Here is a 22,324-nt window from a genome sequence, read left to right on the forward strand (position 1 = left end):
CCGTTACCAAAGGGGCGAACGGGGTAGTGCTTCTTTCTGTCTGGAGCGACTGTCCTGCGCAGCAGGACTGGGCCGTAATCGCATAACCTAGAAAGAACTATGTACGTCGCGACCTGGTGACGGGAGCAGGCAACTAAATCCGTAGAACTAGGCGTACGGTCCATTCAGCGGAAACAGAAAAAGTACTACCCCGTGAACCCCGAGCTGCGTACTATCGGGATTCCGTTCCGCACGCACTGACAGACAAACTGCAATTTGTCGTAGCTACGATTATGTTTTAGTTTAGATGCGCAAGCTTAGCTAAAACAGCGAGCACCAGTATGACAAAGAGCGCATAGAGGACGCCAAGGGCTATGGACCAGGCGTGTCCTTTGCCGGTCAGGTTCTCACGATGATAGAGATAGATTGGCGGGCAAAGGACGATGGCCAGATAGTACCAGGCAGACATGCGCAGGCCGACCTGCTTGAGATAGTTCTTGTCGACGCAGTACATGACGATGCTGGCCAGACCGACGATGCGCTGCAGCGCGTGATTGGAGCTGCCAGCCGTGATGAAGGCGACGACAAGAGGCAGGAGGACGGCGAGCCGGCAAAGATTCCAGCCTTTTTCGAGGAGCGCCGTCTGCTCCGGTGTGAACGAGATCATCATGCCAGGCCAGATGGCCATCCCACCGGCCTGCGGCGGATACGGCATCGAGCCTATAGGCGGCTGCGGAGCTGCGAACTGTGGCTGGGCGGCATACTGCTGCTGAGCTGGCTGCTGCTGGGCGGCTGGCTGTGGTGCTGGTGTGTCTTGATTGGCAAATGACTGGCCACAGTTGGTGCAGAACTTTGCATCATCGGACAGCTTTTGCCCGCAATTCATACAATACATAACGAAATCCTCATTTCTCAAATATCTGGATACAAGATATACTTGTTCTTTATATAGACTACACATGGATTGTTTGATAGCAATTAATCTTCAATTAGATAACCGTTAAATCGATTAAAATCGATTGCTATTCAATTTTTTTAATGATATGGTAGGGGACAAGCAAATGATTTTCTTTGAGGATCGGGGAGGGGATAAATATGTTCTGCGCGAATTGCGGGACGCAGCTGGCCGGCGATGAGAAATTCTGTGCGGCCTGCGGGCATCAAGTGACAGCGCTGCCGCAGCAGTCCACGCAGCAGACAGCGTATCAGCAGCAGGTCATGTACCAGCAGATGATGGCGCAGCAGATGATGCAGGGGCAGGGGTACCCGCCCTATATGTGGCCGCGGCCGCAGTCAAAAGGGAAACTGGCCACGTTCATCGACAATGTCAACCGTATGACCGGAGGAACGGAACACGTTGAACTCAAGATGAATGATCTGGTCGAAAGCGTCTTCCGCCAGCATACGAAGCAGGAGGCGGAGGAAATCTTCATCTATGGCACGGCGGCAACGACACCGCCAGAGCGGTATATATCGACAGCCTGGCCTCATCCATGGCTATATTCCCGCGTCTTCCTGGTCCTGGCCATCACGATGGCCTGCCTGCTCTTCATGACGGAGACCCTGGGCAACAAGCTGGCGGCACCGGGAGTCATCTTCATCGGGGCCCTGGCCGTGCCGTTTTCGGCGCTGATTTTCTTCTTCGAGGTCAATGCGCCGCGGAATATCAGCATCTTTGAGACGACGCAGGTATTTTTCATCGGCGGCGTCATGTCGCTGGTGATGACGATGTTTGTCTATGGATTCATCGGCTTTGACAAGCTCAGCAATACGAGCACCTTCCTGGTCGGCTTTGCCGAGGAGGTCGGCAAGCTCATTGTCACGGCCTACTTCCTGCGTGGCGTCGAGAAGAAGTATATCCTGAACGGGCTCTTGATTGGCGCGGCCGTCGGCGCAGGCTTTGCAGTCTTCGAGACGGCGGGCTATATCGCCAAGACGAACAGTCTCGGCGTGCTCTACCTGCGCGCGGCCTTGGCCCTCGGCGGCCATGTGGCTTGGGGAAGCCTCACGGGCGCGGCGCTGGCCATGGTCAAGGGCGCAGAGCCGCTGCGGGCCGATCACTTCCTGGACTTCAGGTTCCTGAAGTTCCTGCTGGTCTGCATCGTACTGCACGGCCTTTGGGATATGCCACTGCTCTCGCATATCCTGCCGCTTTTGACCCAGATCGGCCTGATGGTGCTGGTTTGGATATTCGTACTGGTCATGCTGCATGCAGGCTTGCGGCAGATATCGACGCAGCAGGCCCAGGCACAGCAGACTGTGCCGCAGGGCTCAGCCAGTATATGAGAGAACGAGGATTAGATTGAGGATTTAGGTTTCCGTTATTTGGGGATTGTGGGACTATGATAAAAAGATTTGATGAATGATGGAGGAACAACTATGTTTTGCAAAAATTGTAACACCCCACTGCCAGATGATGCGAAATTCTGCAAGAACTGCGGCACGAAAGTGATGGCTGATCCGGCTCCGCAGGCAGATGCCACGGCAGCCAGCTCAGCCGCTGCAGGTACGGTCAGCAGCACGGCCGCGGTCCCTGAGGCGCAGATGACGAAAGTCACGCCGCCTCCCCAGCCGCAGCCACAGCCAGCCATGACAGCCCCGCAGCAGCCGAATGTGCCGCCGGTACCGCCCCAGATGAATATGCAGGGCGGCTACTACCCGCAGCCGCAGAACCGCGCCTCGACGGGCAAGATCGTAGCCATCACGCTGGCCGTTGTCGCTGTGCTCGGCCTTGGCTTCATGGCTGTGAGCTCGTCGAGTGCCAACGATAAGCCTGAGATAACACAGACTGACCCTGCGGAAAAGGGCACTGACCAGCCCAGTGCTGAGTCGCAGCAGGCAGGCGTACTGTCGCTCAAGCACAAGGACCGCAAGCTCATGAACAATGAGACGAACGAGCTCATCCTGATGCTCAAGGATGCCCAGATCACCATGGATGCCGCTGGCCATCCGCAGCTTTGCCTGCTCTATACGAATAAGCTGGCCAAGAGCTTTTCGAGTCTCGAGCTTTCCGTCCGGGCCCTTGACCAGGCGGGCGAGCCGATGAAGAGCACGGTGACCGGTCATACCTTCCAGAGCGTGGAAGTGCGCCAGGTCGTAGCCCCCGAGGGCTCGACGTCGAAGAGTGACATCATCCCGTTGGCAGAGCTGCCGAAGGCAGAGAAATACCAGATCACGTTCCGCTGCATCAATTTCGCGGATCACAGTTTCCTGATGTTCAAGGGAAGCAATAAACCGACGGTGCTTGTCGAGTAAAAAACAGAACCCCAAGGGTCATGGCCGAGTGCCATGACCCTTTTCGATTGCGGGAATGCGGGTGATGCGCTAAGATATAAGAAATAGATGTGAATTTGAGGTGATTGCATTGGTAAAACTGACAGGCTACTACCAGCTGCCGGGGGCACTGCCGCAGCCGGTGGATTTTGAGGACTTATTCGACAAATCGTTCATGCGCAAGTATACGAACTACCGCACCTTCGAGAAATTCCTGCAGGGCGGCAAGTTCCGCATCACATCCCAGCAGGACTTCGAGGACCTGCCCGAAGAGCAGATGGATAAACACGTAGCCAAGAACACACGATTCGGCAGCTGGAAAGAGATGATAGACTTCGCGACAGATATCTACGCGCGGAAACAGATGCAGCGGTAAGGGAGAGGATAATGGGAATGAAAAAGGTTCTTTTTGTCTGTCACGGCAATATTTGCCGGTCGACGATGGCTGAGTTCGTGATGAAGGATATGGTGGAAAAAGCGGGGCTTGCGGAGGAGATCCTCGTGGAGTCGAAGGCTTGCCGCACCGATGAGATCGGCAGTGACACGCATCCGGGGACGAAGCGGGTGCTGCGCGCGCATGGGGTGCCGTTCACGCCACGGCAGGCGCGGCAGATCCGGCGCACGGATTATGATGAATATGACCTGATTATTGCGATGGATGATGAGAATATGCGTGATTTATCACGACTTACAGGCGGCGATCCGCAGGGCAAGTGCCATTTGCTGCTTGCGTATGCTGGTGAGGCGCGAGAGGTGGCTGATCCTTGGTATACGGGGAATTTTGAGGTTACGTATATGGACGTTACTAAAGGGTGTCGTTCTCTGCTGGACAAAATTCGACCAATGCGGTAATATAGATAGGTAATTATTGGTGCGTGTGTATCATTGTAAACTTTCAGAGCGTACATGCTGGCACATGACAGTTTATATTATTGCAGAGAAGGTGCTTTATTGGAATCAAGAGGAAGTTTTTCGACTCGTCTGGGCTTTATCCTGGTGTCGGCTGGCTGTGCAATCGGCCTTGGCAACGTCTGGCGTTTCCCATATATCACGGGTGAGTATGGCGGCGCAGCGTTCGTGCTGATTTATCTGGTGTTCTTGGCCATCCTGGGCCTGCCCATCATGGTGGCGGAGTTTGCCGTGGGCCGCGCGAGTATCCGCAGTGCGGCGATGTCGTTTGATGCGCTGGAGCCGCGGGGCACGAAGTGGCATCTCTATAAGTATGGGGCCATCGCGGGCAATCTGCTGCTGATGATGTTCTATACGACGGTATCAGGCTGGATGCTTTATTACCTCTATAAGATGGCATCGGGAGGCCTGGCGGGGCTCGATGCCGCAGGGGTCGGCGGCGTGTTTGGCGCGCTGCTGCAGGACCCCGTCACGATGGCGGGCTATATGGTGGCGATTGTCGTGCTTTGCGGCGGTGTCTGCTACCTTGGCGTGCAGGCGGGCGTCGAGCGCATCACGAAGTCGATGATGAGCTGCCTGCTCGTGCTCATGGTTGTCCTGGCTGTCCATAGCGTCATCCTGCCAGGGGGCGAGGAAGGCCTGCGCTATTACCTCTATCCGGACTTCGGACGGCTGATGGAGTTTGGCATCAAGGAGGTCATCTTCGCTGCGATGGGACAGGCTTTCTTCACGTTGTCCATCGGTATCGGTGCACTGGCCATCTTCGGCAGCTATATCGGCAAGACGAAACGCCTGACGGGCGAGGCTGTCTGGGTGGTACTGCTCGATACCTTCGTTGCTATCATGGCTGGCCTTATCATTTTCCCGGCCTGCTTTGCCTATGGCGTCGACCCGGCCAGCGGCCCGAATCTCTTATTCATCTCGCTGCCGAACGTGTTCAATGCGATGCCGCTTGGCCGCCTTTGGGGCACGATGTTCTTCCTGTTCATGACGTTTGCCTCGATGTCGACGGTCATTGCGGTATTCGAGAACCTCATCGTCTGCTTCTTTGAGCTGCTGCATAAGGATCGCCGGACAATCATCCGCTGGGGCATCCCGGTCATCATCCTGCTGTCGCTGCCATGCGTGCTCGGCTTCAACGTCTGGAGCGGATTCCAGCCGCTCGGCCCGGGCTCGGGGGTACTTGACCTCGAGGACTTCTTCGTCAGCAACAACCTGCTGCCCCTCGGGTCGCTCGTTTATCTTGCCTTCTGCACGAGCCGCTACGGCTGGGGTTGGGATAACTTCATCAAGGAGGCCAATACCGGCAAGGGGATGGCCTTCCCGACCTGCGTGCGGTTCTATGTCACGTGGATCTTGCCGCTTATCGTACTCGTCATCTTTGTCAACGGGTATTATGCGCTGTTCTTCAGCAAATAAAGGTAAAGGAAACGCCGGGCCGAAACCATTTAATTTGTGGTTTCGGCCCGGCGTTTTGTGTTATAATATTCGTGGTGCTATCACACAGGAAGCGGTTAGCCCTCTGCGGAGGGACTGTGACCCTCCGATGACATAGAGTCCCCTTGGGGAAATATGCAAGAGGAGGGATGTCGTATGACAATAGAGTCAATGTTAGCTGTAACAGGCTATACGATTGCCGTCTTTAGTTTCGGCTATATGATCGGTAAAGACTTGAACACACGAAAATAACCGCCCCATGTCTGGAAAACTAGGCGGTTAATTCGTACATTATATGTTCGGGCTGACTGTTCCCGTGTATAGCATCTTTTCTATACTCATTATACCAAGATGGATTTTTTTCGTCAATGAAGAACAATATTAATCGAGGGATAAGGCAATGAAGTGTAATACGTGGATTAAGAGGTTGGCTGTGGGCTTTATGACGCTGGTGCTGGCGATTGCTGCAGGCTGTGGCCAGGGGGCGGATAAGGCTGCTGAGAAGCCGCAGACGTTTGATGACAAGGTTGATGCTATTGTCGCCAATATGAGCTATAAGGAAAAGCTCGGGCAGATGGTGATGATAGGCATCCATGGCACGGAGATCACCGATGATGCCAAATACATGCTGAGCCAGTATCATATCGGCAATATCATCCTGTTTGACCGCAACCTGCAGACGGCTGAGCAGACGGCCAGGCTTACCGCTGACCTGCAGCAGGCGGCAAGCGATGCGGGGCAGCCTGTGCCGCTTTTTATCGGCATTGATGAAGAAGGCGGCCCTGTTTCGCGGGGCAAGGGCTTTATCGAGCCGCCGCCATCCCAGCGGGCGCTGGGCGAGGCCCAGGATACCGTGGCCGCTGAATCCTGGGCGCGCAAGACCGGCGAGCAGCTGCGAAAGCTGGGCATCAATGTGAACTTCGCACCGGTGGCCGACCTCGGCGCGGCAAGTGAGCGTTCCTACGGCGCTGACCCGGAGCAGGCGGTAAAGATGCTCAAGGCTGCGACGCAGGGTTATGAGGAGGCCCATGTCATCTATGCACTCAAACATTTCCCCGGTATCGGCCGCGGGACAGTCGACTCGCATCAGGATGTTTCGGCTATCGACATCAGCAGGGAAGAGCTCCGTAATACGGATCTCAAGCCATTCCAGGCCATTATCGATCAAGATACCGACGATGACTTTTTCGTACTCGTCTCACATCTGAAGTATCCGCAGCTTGATGCGAAGAACTCGGCCAGCCAGTCGCGCGCCATCATCACAGACCTGCTGCGTGGTGAGATGGGCTATCAAGGCCTTATCATCACGGATGACCTTGAGATGGGGGCGGTGGCTAAGCACGGCAGCTTCCGGCAGCTCGGCGTCAATGCCGTCAAGGCTGGCGCCGATATGGTCATGATCTGCCATGAGTATGACCATGAGACGGAAATCTATCTGGGTTTGCTCGAAGCATATGAAAACGGCGAGCTGGACAAGGATCAAATCGATGCGTCAGTAAAACGTATCGTCAAGGCGAAATTATTGCATCAGCAGTGAAAATAAAAAGACAGTATGCGGACGAATCTGCATACTGTCTTTTTGTATCTGTGATTTGTGGCTTAGAATGCCGGGACGACGGCGCCTTTGTATTTATCGCTGATGAAGGCTTTGACTTCCGGGCTCTGGAGGGCCTTGATGAGGGCCTGGATTTCCGGGCGGTCTTTGTCGCCTTCACGTACGGCCAGGATGTTGACGTACGGGGAGGTGCTGTCCTCCATGATCAGGGCGTCTTTCGTCGGGACGAGGTTTACCTGCATGGCGTAGTTCGTGTTGATGACGGCAGCGTCAACGTCTTCGAGCGTGCGCGGAACCTGGGCGGCCTCGACTTCCTGGAATTTGAAGTTATGCGTGTTCTCGGCGATATCCTGGACCGTAGCCTTCTCACCGACGCCGTCCTTGAGCTTCAAGAGGCCAGCTTTCTGCAGCAGCAGCAGGGCGCGGCCACCGTTGGTCGGGTCGTTCGGGATGGCGATGGAGGCACCGTCTTTGAGCTCCTTGAGGTCTTTGACCTTCTTGGAGTAGACGCCCATCGGCTCGATGTGGATGCCAGCGACGTTCATGAGCTTGACTTCCTTATGCTCTTCCATGAAGTTCTTGAGATACGGCTCATGCTGGAAGAAGTTAGCATCGAGTTCCTTGTCGTTGAGGGCCAGGTTCGGCTGGACGTAGTCGTTGAACTCGACGATATCGAGTTTGATGCCGTCCTTTTCGAGGAGCGGCTTGACGACCTCGAGGATCTCGGCATGCGGGACGGCCGTAGCGCCGACCTTCAGCGTCTTCATGCCCGAGGAGTTCTGAGCGACAGCGCTCGTCCCCGAGCTGCTGCTGTCGCTGCCACCGCAGCCGGCGAAGGCCAGGGCTGCGACCATGAGCGTCGCGATGAGTGATACGATTTTCTTCATTATGATTCCCCCTTTTATTTCTTATCCAGCTTGCGGGCAATCGTGTTGCCGATGTATTGGACAAGCTGGACGAGTACGATGAGAATGATGACCGTGGCAATCATGATTTCCGGGCGGAAACGCTGATAGCCGTAGCGGATGGCGAGGTCACCGAGACCGCCGCCGCCGATGGCACCGGCCATGGCCGATTCGCCGACGAGGCTGATGATGACGGTCGTGAGCTGGGCTGTGATGCTGGCCCGGGACTCAGGCAGCAGGACCTTCCAGATGATCTGGAAGGGTGTCGCGCCCATGGACTGGGCTGCCTCGACAAGGCCGTAGGGAACCTCTTTGAGGGAGGTCTCGACCTGGCGGCCGATGAACGGAATCGAGGCGAGGACGAGCGGTACCATGGCCGCCGTCGTGCCAATCGCGCTGCCGACGATAAGACGGGTCAGCGGGATGATGGCGACCATCAGGATGATGAACGGGATCGAGCGGATGGCGTTGACAATCGATCCGAGCACGCGGTTGAAGGCCGGTGCTGCGAGGATCTGCCCTTTGCTGGTAGTATGCAGCAGCACGCCGAGCGGGATGCCGATGACGGAGGCGATGACCATCGAGATGACGACCATGTAGACCGTCTCGCCCAGGGCTTTAGACAGCAGTGGTATCATGTCTGCGGACATAGCCGATCACCTCCTCCTTGAGTTCCTTGGTGCGCAGGTAGTCCAGCGCCGCCTGCACGCGCTCCGTGGGGCCGGTCAGGCCGACAATCATGCGGCCAAAGGGCGTCGCACGGATCTGGTCGAGATTGCCGAAGAGCATCGTGGTCTCGACATCGGGGAACCGGCGGATCATGCCGGCCAGCACCGGATCGTCGGCGCTCTCGCCGATGAAGGTCAGCCGCACCAGCAGGTAGGCATCCTCGACGGGCTCGCTTGAGACGATGCCGCCGCGGAAGGCCGCTGGCAGGTCGTTGGAGAGCAGCACGCTGATGAATTCCTTCGTGATGGGCTGCTGCGGGTTCGTGAAGATGTCGATGACCGAGCCTTGCTCGGCGATGACGCCCTGGTCGATGACGGCGACCTTGTCGCAGATATCCTTGATGACCTGCATCTCGTGGGTGATGACCACGACGGTCAGCTGCAGCTTGCGGTTGATGTCGCGGATGAGCTCGAGGATGGCCTTGGTCGTCTGCGGGTCAAGGGCGCTGGTGGCCTCGTCGCAGAGCAGCACCTTCGGTTCGCTGGCGAGCGCACGGGCGATGCCGACGCGCTGTTTCTGGCCGCCAGAGAGCTGCGACGGATACTGGCTGGCCTTGGCCTCGAGCCCCACGAGCTTCAAGAGCGGCTCGACCTTCTCGCGGATCTTGTCCGCGGGCATCCCCGCAAGCTTCAGCGGAAAGGCGATGTTCTCGTAGACCGTTGCCGACGAGAGCAGGTTGAAATGCTGGAAAATCATGCCGATGTCCTTGCGGGTCTTTCGCAGCTCGGCCGCATCCATCGCCGTAAGCTCCTTGCCGTCGACGAATACCTGCCCGGCCGTCGGCCGCTCGAGCATATTGATACAGCGCACGAGCGTCGATTTGCCCGCGCCAGATAGGCCGATGATGCCGAAAATCTCACCGCGGGCAATCTCAAGGTCGATACCCTTGAGCGCCGCGACCGGCCCGGTGGGGCTGGCATAAGTCTTCTCTATATGAGAGAGCTTAATCATAAGCGTGTCTCCTCCAATTCCTAGTATTATTATATGTTTTACATAATAGCGCATGGTTGACAGATTGTCAACTATAATATGTAGTGTCTTGTCACGATATGCACTGCCACAACACATTATACCACGAAGATATATAGGGCATAAAAGTATTTTTTTGTCGGCAGGAGATAGCGGCTTTTTCACGAAGTACTACAGGTGCAGAAGATGTAAGGGGGTATATTCATGGAAAAGCAACACAGCACAAATGCAGCAACAGGCAGAGCACGTACTGTCAAGACAGAAATCCTGATGTATGTACTGCCCATCGTCGCCGTCGGTCTCGTACTGATGGCAGGGATTATCTTCAAATACGTAGGCTCTGCCTTCGAGGAACAGCTCACGACGACAGCGCTGCGCAATGCGCAGGAGGTATCCGATGGCGTATCGAGCTGGCTCGACGCGCGGATGCTCGAGACGCAGACGGCGGCAAGCAACCCGTCGGCCAAGAGGCTCAAGGACTTGCCTGAGGCCATGAACGAGAACAACAAGTATAGGCTTGCCTTGATGAACAAGATCTATCCGGGCGTCTACGACAGCGTCAGCTGGGGGCCTTTCGATGGTTCGGGGGTGCTCTACGGTGAGACGAAGAGTGGGTTCAAGGAGATGCACAACGCCGACAAGGCCTGGTATAAGGAAACCATGACGGGGGCGAAGGACTCGTTCATGGCCTCGCCAGTCATCTCCCAGGCCACGGGCAAGATCATCGTCAATTCGATTGCCCTGGCCAAGGATGAGAATGGGCAGAACGTCGGCATGGTGCTGGCGGCCATCTACGTCGATGCCGTCATGGATAAGGTCGGCAGCTTCAAGCTCGGTGACGACGGCTACAGTCTGCTGGTCTCGAAAGAGGGCACCTACATCGTCAATCCCGACGAGAGTGCCATCATGAAGAAGAAAATCTCCGAGGAAGATGATCCGGGCCTGCGCGCCCTCGGCGAGAAGATGCTCTCGGGGCAGGCTGGTGTCTACAAATATACCAACAAAGAGGGCAAGGACATGATTGCCTTCTACAATCCGATCAAGGCCACGGGCTGGGGCATGGCGACCATCGCCTATCAGGATGAGCTCTTTGCCCCCATCGGCAATGTGCTCAAGATCATGGCTGGCATCAGCATCCTGCTGATCCTGCTGATCTCGTTTGGCATCTATTTCACGGTCAACCGCGCGATGCGTCCGCTCACCGTCATGATGGAGGAGATGCAGCTGCTGGCTGCTGGCGACTTCCGCAACCGTCCGAGCCGCATCACGGTAAACAACGAGCTCGGCCAGCTGGCCGCCGCCGTCCGCACGATGCGTCAGGAGGTCCGCGGCGTACTCGACCGCGTCAGCTGCTCCTCGGAGAGCCTGTCGGCATCGGCTGAGCAGCTGAACGGCACGACGGAGCAGTCGGCCCAGGCCTCGAACCAGGTCGCAAACTCCATTGTCAAGGTGGCACAGGGCACGGCCGAGCAGCTGGAGGCGGTAAACTCCACAGGCAGCGCCATCGAGCGCCTCAACGATACGATCCAGGATGTCGCAACGCAGGCCGACAAGGCCGCAAGCCACGGCCGCGAGGCTGCCGATGTGGCCCGCACAGGTGGCCAAACCCTCGAGCAGGCCATCGGCCAGATCAAGCGCATCGAGCAGAGCACGAACGAGTCGACGCAGGTCGTCACGGCCCTGGGCGAGCGCTCGGCTGAGATTGGGCAGATCGTCGACACCATCTCGTCCATTTCCGAGCAGACCAACCTGCTGGCTCTCAACGCCGCTATCGAGGCGGCCCGTGCCGGTGAGCATGGCCGCGGCTTTGCCGTCGTCGCTGACGAGGTAAGGAAACTTGCCGAGTCCTCACAGGCAGCGGCGCAGCAGATCGCTGAGCTCATCCAGCAGACGCGGCAGGATACCGAAAATGCCGTCGCCGGCATGCAGGCTGGCAGTGAGGAGGTACGCGTCGGCACCCAGAACATCATCAGCATGGGTGACAGCTTCCGCCGCATCATCGAGATTGTCGAGGACGTATCGGATCAGGTGCAGCATATATCAGCTGCCATCTCGGGCATGGCTGATAGCGGCGAGGAAATCGTCGCCCATATCCGCACCATCGGCGAGGCCAGCCGCACCGCCGCCGAGGAGGCTGAGACGGTATCGGCAGCCACCGAGCAGCAGAGCGCCAGCGTCCAGGAAATCTCCAACGCCAGCGAAAGCCTCGCCAAGATGGCCGAAGAGCTGCAGCAGGAGATTGCGAAATTCAAACTGTAAGCCTTCGCTGTTATCTTGACAGAAAGCGGCTGACGTGCTATTATCAAGGTAACGAATGAGAAACAAATGATGCGAAAACCCCGTTAATCAGCTTAGGACCTGATTAACGGGGTTTTCTACGTTTTTGGTTAATCTTAGTGCGTCAACCACCACTCAAATAATTTGAGCAGCACACCGACGATTAACGGAGCAACGATGAGCTCGACGAATTTTTGGAGAAACAAATGATACACCTCCTTTCATTGGAGGCTGTATATAGGATAACATATTCGCTAAAGAACGAAAAGAGAATTTACAACAAAGGGTTGACAGCTTTACATACTAGTGCTATTGTTATATGCGTAAGATGTAAACAACAAAACACATAATACACACAGTTGATGACGAGAAAGAGTATGCTCGCGGTGAGACGCATAGCGAGCCGGGTATGGTGAAAGCCGGTAGTACAGCGGGGGCAGAAAATCATCTCCGAGACATGGCGCTGAACGGCAGCTTTACAGCTGTCAGTAAGTGGCCACGGCAGCACCCCGTTACAGGTGCCGCGTATGATGGTACGTTGATAGCACAGACAGGATTGTACGGATACTGCCAGAGTACGTTGTAGAGCGCCATGGCCGCAGGCTATGGAATCTGGGTGGTAACGCGGATATATCGTCCGTCCCTTTATAGGGACGGACATTTTTTATTTTAGGAGGAATCATCATGGAAAACATCGATCTTGCCAGTCTCAAGCGCAGGCGTGACCTGCGCATCATCCTGCCGGTATTCCTGGTCTCCATCATCGCCTGCATCGACCGCGTCAACGTGGCCTATGCCAAGCTCACGATGACCCAGGATCTGCCGTGGATCACGCCGGAGGTCTTCGGCGCGGGCGCCGGCATCTTCTTTGTCGGCTATCTGATCTTCGAGATCCCGGGCTCGCTCGTCGCGGCGAAATTCTCGGCGACCAAATGGATTGCCCGCATCATGTTCACCTGGGGCCTTGTCTGCGTGGCCATGGCTTTCATGACGACGCAGTTCCATTTCTACCTCTGCCGTTTCCTGCTCGGTGCGTCGGAGGCCAGCCTTTATCCTGTCATCTACTCGGTACTGTTCCCGCGCTGGTTCACGGCCGCTGAGCGTTCCCGTGCCACGAGCCTGATGCTCACGAGCCTCTTGCTATCGAACATCATCGGCGCGCCGCTGGCGGGCGTCCTGCTGGAGACTTCGTTCTTCGGCATGCACGGCTGGCAGGAGCTCTTCATCCTCGAGGCCGTACCGGCTCTCGCCTTTGCCGTATTCTTCTTCTTCGGCGTCAAAGACCGCCCCAATCAGGTACACTGGCTCTCGGAGGCGGAGAAGAAATACCTCACGGATAACTTCAACGAAGAACAGGCCCGCATGCAGGGCCGCAAGAAATACACGGTACTGCAGGCATTCCGTGACCCGAAGGTGCTCAAGCTCTGCCTGATCTACTTCCTCTGGGTTGTCGGTTTCTGGGGCTTCTACTTCTGGATGCCGACCGTGCTCAAAGAGCTCTCGGGCCTTTCGACCTCGCTCTTGGGCGGTGCTATCGCCATCCCGATGACCGCAGCGCTTGTCGTGCAGGTCATCCTCGGCCATACCTCCACGCGTACGGGTGACAAGGTCTGGCATGTTGCTGGTGCCCTCTTCGTCGGTGCTGTCGGCCTGGCCTGCTCGCCCCATGCGGGCAGCCTAGGCATGGCCCTCTTCCTCGTCTGCCTCTCGGCCATCGGCATCCACGCCGCCATGGGCATCTGGTGGACCATCCCGACCACATTCCTGACGGGCCCGGCAGCTGCTGCCTCCGTCGCCCTCATCAACAGCTGCGGCAACATCGGCGGCTGGGTAGGCCCGAACATGATGGCCTGGGTCAAGACCACGACAGGCAGCTTCGACCTCGGTTACTACATCATGGGCGCCTTCATGCTGCTCTCAGGTCTCCTCGTCCTCACCATCAAATACAAACTCAATGGTGAAGTAAAAGAAGACGCCGATCCGACGGCAGAAGTCACAGCAGAAACAGTCAACGCTTAATGAGGTGAAAGGAGTCATTCCTATGGGGATGGCTCTTTTTTATTTTATAGGTTGCTTTTTGCCCCACTTCCTCCATGTACTATAAGTGAAAGGAGCTCCTCACCACATCATTTATATAGAAAGGAAGTAATCATCATGGCAAAACGTGAAGACACTACGAGCAAACTCATCCTCAAGGTCATTGTCGGGCAGACGGTGGATGGCAAGGACAAATACGCCCAGCGCGTATTCCGCAACCTGGATCCGGACATCACCGACGATGCGCTCTACTCCCTGGGCGGCAAACTGGGCCGTCTGCAGACGAACACCGTCGCCGCCATCGTCCGCCAGGATGCCAGCAGCATCGTAGCCGAGTAATCCACTGATCGAAAGGAGAAACCATCATGAAAGCAGTACTCAAGATTGTCATGAACCTCGAAAACGGCAAGACCAGCACCATCACGATCCAGAACCCGCGCAAGGACCTTGCCGCCGCTGACATCGAAGCCTTCATCCAGGAGGCTGTTGCCAGCAAAGCCTTCCTCGTCGACGGCTCCCCGGTCGCAGGTGTCAAGAAAGCCTACCTCCAGTCCGTCGATGCCACGAGCATCATCGCGTGATAGCTGGCGTCCATCATGGAGCAGACCATCCTGACCGCCATATCCGCTGTGGGCTTTCCTATCGTCGTGACCTTTTACCTGCTGACCCGCTTCCAGCGCTCGATGGATAACTTCACCGAGCAGCTGGGCGAGCTGGTAAAAGAATTACAGCGCCGTGACCGGATCCTACCATAGTCCCTGCACATAACCATGTTAGGAACCTGTCATATCCATATGCGCAAATCGTTACGACGATACCTGAGACTACACCTAGACTACAAAGAGAATGCCATCTGTGGATAACTCGCAGCAAAAAGCCTTCCCCTCTGGGGAAGGTTTTTTGCGCACGTTCATGCGTAAAAAAACGAACAAATTTGCGTACTGGAAAAAATTAAAAAAAACTGCAATATAAATTATAAAATACACTTGATTTTATCGTGCAAAAGGAATATAATGTGCTCGTGAACACAATACAAAAGGAGATGAAACGCGGCGAAAAAATAAACCATACCGAAAGAAGGTAAATGCATGACAGGGAAAATGACCAGACAAGAACTACTCCAAACTGTTCCAGATGCCAGGACCATCGATGCCATCATACCGTGCACCATGGAAGGCGGAGGCGAGGGCACACGCATCCTGCTCACAAGCGGTGCGGCGCGACTGTATGGCAGCACCATCCAGACCATCGCGCACGTCTACGCGGCTCGCGAGGATAAGGAATTCGGCCGTGTGGGCCGCAGCTGTGCCAGCCTCCTCGGCAAGTCGCATGGCACCATCTATCCAATCTCCCTTGACCTCACCCTCGTCGGGCTCAAGGTCCGTACCAAGGGCTACAGCTCCCACCGCTCGACCAGGGCCTATGTCAATATCGCCCATCCGGTGAGCGTCCGCAGCGATGCGCAGGCTCACTCGCGCGGCATCCTCGTATTCCGCTCGGGCAGGAGCCTGTCCGCACTCTGGAGTCCCCAGACCGTCCGGCAGAAACTCAACCAGGCACGCTATATCTACCTGCGGACCTTCACCGCGGCCAGAGACCAGATGGCCCGTGCCGAGCGCACACTGCCGGAAATCCTCAGAGAGAACAGCAACATCACAGTACACGCAGCACAGGAGGAAAACTGATATGGATATCATACTCGAAAATCTCACCCGTCATGGCAACGAACTCGGCGTCCCCGCATCGGTCATCCGCAAGCTCTACGAGCGCTACAGCTCCTACGAGATCGACCGCGGCCTCACCCTGCTATGGTACGAGACCCGCACCCGCACGATCCTGCATCCCTCGGGCTGGCTCTGCCACGCCATCGAGCATCACTACCGCATGCGCAACATCCCGCATTCCGGCAAATCCCATCGGCAGCAGGGTAGTGCAAAATACACGAGCAAAGAAGGCGCACATCATGATCGCTACTGACCCGAAACTCGTGCGCATCCATCACCTCGACCTGCTCGAATACTTCTCCGACTCCGAGGAACGTCTCATCAGCCAGCTCGACTGGCTGCTCGACCGCACCGGCAACGTCCGCGAGGGCCGCTACTGGGTATATTACAGCACGAGCCGCTGGGCCCAGGAACTGCACCTATCCCCATCTACCGTCCAGCGCACCATCGCCCACCTCGTACGGATCGGCGTGCTGATCAGCCGCAACTACAACCACCACGCCTACGACCGTACGCGCTGGCTCACGCTGAACTACGACCGCCTTGGCGAAATGGGCATCCTCGCCCATCACTACTGCGAAAATGCTCGTGCCCGCAAAGCCCACCTCCTCGTCGAGAACTGGGAGAAAGAACAGGAAGAACGCAAACTCAGGCGCAAACGGAAGACCTACGCCAAAGATTCGTTTTTCTACCAGCTGCCGAAGGAGGTGCGAGATATGATGCTGGCACACTGAAACCGAATAGAATGAGAAAGCATCGGACAAATACCTGTTTGTCCGATGCTTATTTTTAAGCCTATTTTCATTGGTGCAAAATTGACATGTATTGGCACTAAATATATAATGAAAGCAAGTGTGTAAAATGCATTGCAGAATATATTTTAAACCGTATCGTAAAAGGGAGTAAAAAACAGTTCAAGCTGTAAATTTAAGTAAGGAGCATGTGAATGGAAAACAAGGAACTGCAGGAAGAAACGATAGATTTGGGGAGACTGGCACGGATTGCTGTAAACCATAAGAAGGAAGTTGGTAGCATCATCATTGGGTGCACATTGCTGGCGGCTGGCATTAGTTTTGTTTTACCAAAGCAATATGAATCCACAGCGTTGGTACAGACGAGAAGTGTAGGCAAAGATATCAGTGGATTATCTTCCATGGCAAGTTTGATGGGGATAAATATAGGTAGTGGTAGCAGTAATTCTGCCTCGCCGACCAACTATATAGAATTGATGAAATCCCGCCATGTATTGGAGCCGGTTATCGACTCTTTGGAGTGGGCGGATGAAAAGCATAAGCCGAGTGCTGCTGGGTTTGCAAAAAGTAATCTGGATATCAAAAATACAAAGCAGACGAATCTGATTACTGTTACGGCGAAAGGACGCACCCCGGAAGAGGCACAGAAGATAAGCCAGGGAGTAGTGGATAACTTCCTAGCCATGCAGACGGATATGAATCAGCAAACGCAAAGTTTGTTGGTAAAATTTCTCAATGAGCGTATTGACACGGCAAAGAAAGAGTCCGATGATGCAGCACAAAAATTAGCGGAATTCTCCAAGGAACATCAGATCTATAGTCCAGATGACCAGGCAAAAGCGGTGATTGAACAGATGGTGGCTTTTGACAAAACAATTGGTGAGATGCAGGTGCAACAGAAATCCGCACAGGCTCAGTATGATGTTGCAACGCAGAAACTCGGTGAACAGAAGGCAGGAACGCACAATTACAATATCAATGATAATACCACGGTACAGGCCATCCGCTCGTCGATTGTGGATAAAGAAGTAGAACTGGTAGGCCTTAGACAGAAATGGACGGACAAACATCCTGATGTGATGGCAGTACGGCGCCAATTAGATAAACTTCACAGCGCGTTGGAAGATGAGGTGAACGCAATTGTCAGCTCGAACGCAGCCACAATCAATACTGCTCAGATGGAGCTGTTGAAGAATCAGGCAGTAGCTGAAGCAGCGCGGGAGGCTGCAAGTGCTAGCGAAGTTGCAATTAAAGCGCAGAAAGAAAAGAAAGAACAGGAAATCGGCAAGCTGCCAGACGATATGATGACCTTCCTGCAGCTCAAGAGTGATGCAGAAATCAAGCAAAAAATCTATATGAGCCTGGTACAGGAATGTGAGCAGGATAAGATTCAGGAAGCTATGCAGAGTATGGATATTCAGGTAATTGACCCTGCTGATTTACCGGATGAAGATAAACCGTCAGCACCAAGATGGAAGTTGATTACAGGGATGGGATTAATCATTGGTACGATATTAGCGTTTGGTTATAGTCTAATACTTTATAAGAGAGAGGAAGAAAGATAGGTCAAAGAATTGATGATGCGATAAAAATATGAGGGATAAGGAGTATCGTGATGATAGCCATAAGCATAATTATGCCTGTGTACAATACCAAGCATGAGTTGCTGCGTCGAGCTATAGAGAGTATATTAGCACAAAGCTTAAAAGCTATAGAGCTTATTTTAGTCGATGATGGATCGATTAATGGTAGTGGCGATATTTGTGATCAATACGCCGCTAAAGATCGTAGGGTCGTCGTTATTCATCAAGATAATAGTGGTATTTGTTTGGCTAGAAATAAAGCTATAGAGATTGCCAAAGGTGAGTATATTGGTTTTTGTGATCATGATGATGAATACGGTTATAATCAACTGTTAGATAATTATAATTATGCAAAAGAATATGGGGCAGATGTTGTGAAATATAATTATGATTATATATGTTTAGACAATGCTCCTAAATATCCGTTTAAAAATATTTTACCAGATGGTGAAGTTGTTGTAATGGATCGAAATATGGTGAAGGAATCGTATTCTAAATTAAGAGCAAGTGGCGCGTTTATATTTGTGTGGAACGGTATATACAGAAGTGAATTCTTACGTTCGAATGGTTGTTGTTTTGATGAATGTTTTACGATTGGACAGGAAGATATAGATTTTAATAATTTGCTTATTCGACATTTACGTAGAATGGTTTATAATCCCAAAAGCTACTATAAGCATTATAGATACGAAAAAAGCACATCTCGAGGAATGGATAAGGCAAAAAGTTATAAACTTATTGAAGCTCAAAAAGAGAACTTTAGGAGAGAGTTGGAGTTGTGCACTGAATTGGGGCTAGATAATAGGGATATGATAAAAATGCGTTATCGCAATTTGTTATATATATTGTCGACAATGTGCAGAAAAGATTTTAAAGGGGATAGGAGTTTTTTTATAAAAGTATTAAATGAAGTGAATGAAGAATTTTTTGTAGATATCATCAGAGTAAAAGATGTGAGAATATTGGAAGGCATTCAGAATAAATTGTGTGTAGTTTTATTTTTGGCTAAACAATATAAGATATTAAAGCTTTGCTTGTGGGGGTATATTAATTTATTTCTTACGGAGAGATAAATGGTGGAAAATATTAGCGTATTAACAATTACATGGTTTTTGCATGTTATATGCAAAAATAAGAATGTATATTTTGCAATAGTATATTCTGTTTTTGCAATAACAGTAGGCATAAGAGATGCGTCTGAAGGTACAGATACATTTGCATATATAAAAATGTATGATTACTTTTCAAATAATGTTGACTTTTCGGTGATACATTATTTAGAGTTCGGCGTAAGAGTCGTTATATTTATAGCAAGTCTTTTATATGATGATTATCAAAGTTTTTTGTTTTTATCTTCTTGCATAACATATTTAGGAATAGGCGTATTCGTTTACAAGAATACGTCAAGAGAAAATTACTGGATAGCAACGTTTTTGATAGTTGCTTTAGGATTTTATTCTTTTTCGTTTAACGGCCTTCGTCAAGCTTTATGCATAGGAGTAGGGGTGAATTCTTTACAATATTTGTCGGAATTAAAGTTTGCAAAGGCTTTATTTATATCAATACTTGCAGCTTTGTTTCATTTTTCTGGCGTGGTCCTTGTGGTTTTTGCACTTATATCATGGGTTATATATTGCTTGATAAAGAAGGGTGCTAATTATCAATTGCTTATTCCCAGTATAGCTGTTTTGGTCATGGCAGCGATGATGCCTATAATAAAGATTTTAGTGGAAAATATAGAGGTTTTTAATAAATTTAATGTTTATTTTTCTGATGGTTTTTATTCTGAGCAGGCAGAATTAGGAGCGCTTAGATATTTTTTGCTTATGTGTTATGTGATTGTTGTGGCACTTTTGTTGGTAAAAGAAAAAAACATTGATTATAGAAAAATATACGTAGCGTTATATGGGGAGTTTGCTGTTGTATTTACATTGCTTCAAGTAATATTTATGTACATTTTTTATAGATTGGTATGTTATTTTGATGTTTATATGGTGATTGGTATGCCGATGATAATTAGTAGATTTAGGGAGGCAACGACTAGGTGGTTTGTGTTGCTGTTATTGATTATAGGAGGTTATGTTAGTGTAATCCATATGGTTTTGGCTAAGGCAAATGGAGTGGGTGGATTGTGATCAGTGTCATTGTTCCTGTGTATAATGCAGAGAAATATATTAATCGGTGTATTGATTCAATCGTACATCAGACGATGGACGATATGGAGATAATTATTATCGATGATGGCTCTACAGATAGTAGTTTGGATATATGCAAATACTGGGAAGCAAAAGATCGCAGGATAAAAGTGTTCCCTAAGAAGAACGGTGGGGTTAGCTCTGCTAGAAATATGGGATTAAGGAATGTAAATGGTAAATACGTTTCTTTTGTAGATGCTGATGATTGGATAGAGTCTGACAGATTCGAAAAAGCAATAGAAAAAATCGAAGAATATAATGCTGATATATATATTGGCAGTTTTGTGATAAATGTCGGAAATGAGCAAAAAACTATATATGAAGATATTCCTAGTGTGGTTTCGGTTTATGGGAAAAATGATGCAATTAAACATATGATTAAGGGGGATGGGTTTAGATGGGAATTATGTGACAAGGTATATAGAAAGGATGTATTAGAAGGTTGTTATTTGGATGAAAACATTCATAATGGAGAAGATTTTTTGTTTAATTGGTGTGTGTTTGGCAAGGCAAAGCGAATAATAAGAGTAAATGACATGAGTTATCATTATTTTGCTCGAGAAGATAGTGCATCACATGTACTTAGTGAAAAATATTTGACTTTTGTTGATGCAATAGAATTGGCATTGGGTGAGGAACAAAATAGGGAATTATGTTTGCTGTTAAACAATTTGTATATTGTAGTATTAATTGGTATGTTCATCGAAATAGCAGCTAGTAAATGGGGAAATAGGGGGGAGATTTTGGTTGGATTAAAAAATAAAATACAATCAAGTATGTTATATGGAAAAGAGATATCTTTTAAGAAAAAATTAATCGTGCATTTTTATAAAATCAGTCCGATTTCATTACTGATAATTTTAAATCCGCTTGCGATTGCGATTAAGAGGAGATTAAGAGTGTGAAAATTTTAGCGATGTATTTGCCGCAATATCATCGAATCAAAGAGAATGATGAATGGTGGGGCGAAGGATATACAGAGTGGGTGGCAGTAAAGAATGCAAAAAAATATTTTGCACAACACAATCAGCCTCGAATCCCGCTGAATAATAATTATTATGATTTATCAAAGCAAGATGCAAGTACCTGGAAATGGCAAGCAGATTTGGCAAAAAAATATGGTATATATGGTTTTTGTATATACCATTATTGGTTAAAGACTGGTGAACAACTATTGGAAAAGCCGATGGAGATATTACTGAGCCATCCAGAGATAGATATAAGATTTTGTGTAGATTGGGCTAATGGAACATGGTGCAGAACATGGTATAGTACGGGGGAAGAGATTTTAAAAGAGCAAATATATGGAGATGAGAAAGAATGGATAAATCATTTTAACTACCTGTTGAAATTTTTCAAAGATAAGAGATACATAACGGTAGAGAATAAGCCTATGATATGTATTCATTCTAGTTATGAGATTGATTTGTTAGAAAGAATGCGCAAGGTATGGGATGATTTAGCTAAAGAAAATGGATTTGACGGTGTATATTTGGTGGCAGGGAATACTGGACATCCTATTGACAATAGGGCAGATTCGATAGATGCGTATTACAATTATGAACCAGGATTAACATATACGCACAAGTTGAGTTTTTGGGATAAGGCACCGATAGCTATTAGTAGAAAAGTTAAAGGAATGTTAAACAATCTGTGCGAAAAAAAACGAGCTGAATTGATTGTGCCGTCGAAATTGATTTATAGGAATAATATGAGGCCTTTATGGCAGAATGGAAAAAAATGTTACTTAGGAACATTTCCAGATTATGATGATTCCCCACGAAGACAATATAAAGGAATGATTTATAAAGGTCGGATAAAAGAATTTAAAGATAATTTACATTTGTTAAAGAGAACACTGGAAAAAAATGACAGAAGTGATGATTTTGTGTTTATAACAGCATGGAATGAATGGGGGGAAGGAGCATATTTAGAGCCGGATGAGGGGAATGGTTATTTATACCTAGAAATAATAAAAGAGGTTATGGATGAAATATAAG

At 51.0% G+C, this 22,324-nt stretch carries 23 protein-coding genes and 1 other annotated feature; of the genes, 19 read left to right on the forward strand and 4 right to left on the reverse strand.

Annotation, left to right across the window (positions count from 1 at the left end; all coding sequences use genetic code 11):
- Nucleotides 1-277: 277 nt before the first annotated feature.
- Complete coding sequence (locus BM322_RS10095) at nt 278-874, reverse strand: zinc ribbon domain-containing protein (RefSeq protein ID WP_075430125.1); 597 nt, start codon at nt 872-874, stop codon at nt 278-280.
- Between the two features lie 200 nt (nt 875-1,074).
- Between BM322_RS10095 and BM322_RS10100 the strand changes: the two genes are divergently transcribed.
- The 6 genes from BM322_RS10100 to BM322_RS10125 all read left to right on the forward strand — a co-directional run bounded on the left by BM322_RS10100 (nt 1,075) and on the right by BM322_RS10125 (nt 7,135).
- On the forward strand, nt 1,075-2,265 hold the full coding sequence (locus BM322_RS10100) for a PrsW family intramembrane metalloprotease (protein ID WP_177220861.1): 1,191 nt from the start codon (nt 1,075-1,077) through the stop codon (nt 2,263-2,265).
- 93 nt (nt 2,266-2,358) lie between these two features.
- Nucleotides 2,359-3,234, forward strand: coding sequence for a zinc ribbon domain-containing protein (locus BM322_RS10105; RefSeq protein WP_177220863.1), 876 nt, complete (start codon nt 2,359-2,361; stop codon nt 3,232-3,234).
- Nucleotides 3,235-3,334: 100 nt separating this feature from the next.
- On the forward strand, nt 3,335-3,628 hold the full coding sequence (locus BM322_RS10110) for a hypothetical protein (RefSeq protein WP_318254591.1): 294 nt from the start codon (nt 3,335-3,337) through the stop codon (nt 3,626-3,628).
- Between the two features lie 17 nt (nt 3,629-3,645).
- Nucleotides 3,646-4,104: a low molecular weight protein-tyrosine-phosphatase gene (locus tag BM322_RS10115; protein WP_082334452.1), complete on the forward strand. Its 459-nt coding sequence runs from the start codon at nt 3,646-3,648 to the stop codon at nt 4,102-4,104.
- 99 nt (nt 4,105-4,203) lie between these two features.
- Nucleotides 4,204-5,580: a sodium-dependent transporter gene (locus BM322_RS10120; RefSeq protein ID WP_075430131.1), complete on the forward strand. Its 1,377-nt coding sequence runs from the start codon at nt 4,204-4,206 to the stop codon at nt 5,578-5,580.
- 418 nt (nt 5,581-5,998) lie between these two features.
- Complete coding sequence (locus BM322_RS10125; protein ID WP_075430132.1) at nt 5,999-7,135, forward strand: glycoside hydrolase family 3 N-terminal domain-containing protein; 1,137 nt, start codon at nt 5,999-6,001, stop codon at nt 7,133-7,135.
- Between the two features lie 62 nt (nt 7,136-7,197).
- Here the strand turns inward: BM322_RS10125 and BM322_RS10130 are convergent, their stop codons facing one another.
- From BM322_RS10130 to BM322_RS10140, 3 genes are read right to left on the reverse strand one after another with little or no spacing between them, the layout of a single operon-like run.
- Nucleotides 7,198-8,040 carry a MetQ/NlpA family ABC transporter substrate-binding protein gene (locus BM322_RS10130; RefSeq protein WP_075430134.1) on the reverse strand — a complete coding sequence of 281 codons (843 nt, stop codon included), beginning with the start codon at nt 8,038-8,040 and terminating at the stop codon, nt 7,198-7,200.
- A gap of 14 nt (nt 8,041-8,054) precedes the next feature.
- Nucleotides 8,055-8,708 carry a methionine ABC transporter permease gene (locus BM322_RS10135; protein WP_075430136.1) on the reverse strand — a complete coding sequence of 218 codons (654 nt, stop codon included), beginning with the start codon at nt 8,706-8,708 and terminating at the stop codon, nt 8,055-8,057.
- The gene (locus tag BM322_RS10140; RefSeq protein ID WP_075430138.1) at nt 8,677-9,738 is read right to left on the reverse strand and encodes a methionine ABC transporter ATP-binding protein; all 1,062 of its coding nucleotides are present in this window, start codon (nt 9,736-9,738) and stop codon (nt 8,677-8,679) included. The genes BM322_RS10135 and BM322_RS10140 overlap by 32 nt, the downstream gene beginning before the upstream one ends.
- 222 nt (nt 9,739-9,960) lie before the next feature.
- Here BM322_RS10140 and BM322_RS10145 point away from each other — a divergent pair, with 222 nt between their 5' ends.
- From BM322_RS10145 to BM322_RS10205, 13 genes are all read left to right on the forward strand, one after another.
- A complete protein-coding gene (locus tag BM322_RS10145; RefSeq protein WP_075430140.1) occupies nt 9,961-12,015 on the forward strand; it encodes a methyl-accepting chemotaxis protein in 2,055 nt (684 codons plus the stop codon).
- 371 nt (nt 12,016-12,386) lie between these two features.
- Nucleotides 12,387-12,681, forward strand: a binding site (T-box leader).
- Nucleotides 12,682-12,717: 36 nt separating this feature from the next.
- Nucleotides 12,718-14,052: an MFS transporter gene (locus BM322_RS10150; protein ID WP_075430142.1), complete on the forward strand. Its 1,335-nt coding sequence runs from the start codon at nt 12,718-12,720 to the stop codon at nt 14,050-14,052.
- 135 nt (nt 14,053-14,187) lie between these two features.
- Nucleotides 14,188-14,409: a DUF1659 domain-containing protein gene (locus BM322_RS10155; RefSeq protein ID WP_075430144.1), complete on the forward strand. Its 222-nt coding sequence runs from the start codon at nt 14,188-14,190 to the stop codon at nt 14,407-14,409.
- A gap of 26 nt (nt 14,410-14,435) precedes the next feature.
- Nucleotides 14,436-14,651 (forward strand): DUF2922 domain-containing protein, encoded by a 216-nt coding sequence (locus BM322_RS10160; protein ID WP_075430146.1) that lies wholly within the window; start codon nt 14,436-14,438, stop codon nt 14,649-14,651.
- A 15-nt stretch (nt 14,652-14,666) separates the two neighbouring features.
- Nucleotides 14,667-14,825 (forward strand): YvrJ family protein, encoded by a 159-nt coding sequence (locus BM322_RS10165; protein ID WP_075430148.1) that lies wholly within the window; start codon nt 14,667-14,669, stop codon nt 14,823-14,825.
- A 333-nt stretch (nt 14,826-15,158) separates the two neighbouring features.
- On the forward strand, nt 15,159-15,755 hold the full coding sequence (locus BM322_RS10170; RefSeq protein WP_075430150.1) for a hypothetical protein: 597 nt from the start codon (nt 15,159-15,161) through the stop codon (nt 15,753-15,755).
- Nucleotide 15,756: 1 nt separating this feature from the next.
- Nucleotides 15,757-16,047 carry a hypothetical protein gene (locus BM322_RS10175; RefSeq protein WP_075430151.1) on the forward strand — a complete coding sequence of 97 codons (291 nt, stop codon included), beginning with the start codon at nt 15,757-15,759 and terminating at the stop codon, nt 16,045-16,047.
- Nucleotides 16,034-16,528 (forward strand): hypothetical protein, encoded by a 495-nt coding sequence (locus BM322_RS10180; protein ID WP_075430152.1) that lies wholly within the window; start codon nt 16,034-16,036, stop codon nt 16,526-16,528. The genes BM322_RS10175 and BM322_RS10180 overlap by 14 nt, the downstream gene beginning before the upstream one ends.
- A 212-nt stretch (nt 16,529-16,740) precedes the next feature.
- The gene (locus BM322_RS10185; protein ID WP_075430153.1) at nt 16,741-18,111 is read left to right on the forward strand and encodes a GumC family protein; all 1,371 of its coding nucleotides are present in this window, start codon (nt 16,741-16,743) and stop codon (nt 18,109-18,111) included.
- A 50-nt stretch (nt 18,112-18,161) separates the two neighbouring features.
- Nucleotides 18,162-19,202, forward strand: a complete 1,041-nt coding sequence (locus tag BM322_RS10190) for a glycosyltransferase (protein ID WP_075430154.1) — start codon at nt 18,162-18,164, stop codon at nt 19,200-19,202.
- Nucleotides 19,203-20,264 (forward strand): EpsG family protein, encoded by a 1,062-nt coding sequence (locus tag BM322_RS10195; protein WP_075430155.1) that lies wholly within the window; start codon nt 19,203-19,205, stop codon nt 20,262-20,264. It abuts the gene before it with no gap.
- Nucleotides 20,261-21,229: a glycosyltransferase family 2 protein gene (locus BM322_RS10200; RefSeq protein WP_075430156.1), complete on the forward strand. Its 969-nt coding sequence runs from the start codon at nt 20,261-20,263 to the stop codon at nt 21,227-21,229. Before BM322_RS10195 ends, BM322_RS10200 begins: the two co-directional genes overlap by 4 nt.
- Nucleotides 21,226-22,323 carry a glycoside hydrolase family 99-like domain-containing protein gene (locus BM322_RS10205; protein ID WP_075430157.1) on the forward strand — a complete coding sequence of 366 codons (1,098 nt, stop codon included), beginning with the start codon at nt 21,226-21,228 and terminating at the stop codon, nt 22,321-22,323. Before BM322_RS10200 ends, BM322_RS10205 begins: the two co-directional genes overlap by 4 nt.
- The last annotated feature ends 1 nt before the right edge of the window (nt 22,324 follow it).

Source organism: Selenomonas sp. GACV-9, assembly GCA_900116485.1.
Taxonomy (GTDB): domain Bacteria; phylum Bacillota; class Negativicutes; order Selenomonadales; family Selenomonadaceae; genus Selenomonas_A; species Selenomonas_A ruminantium_G.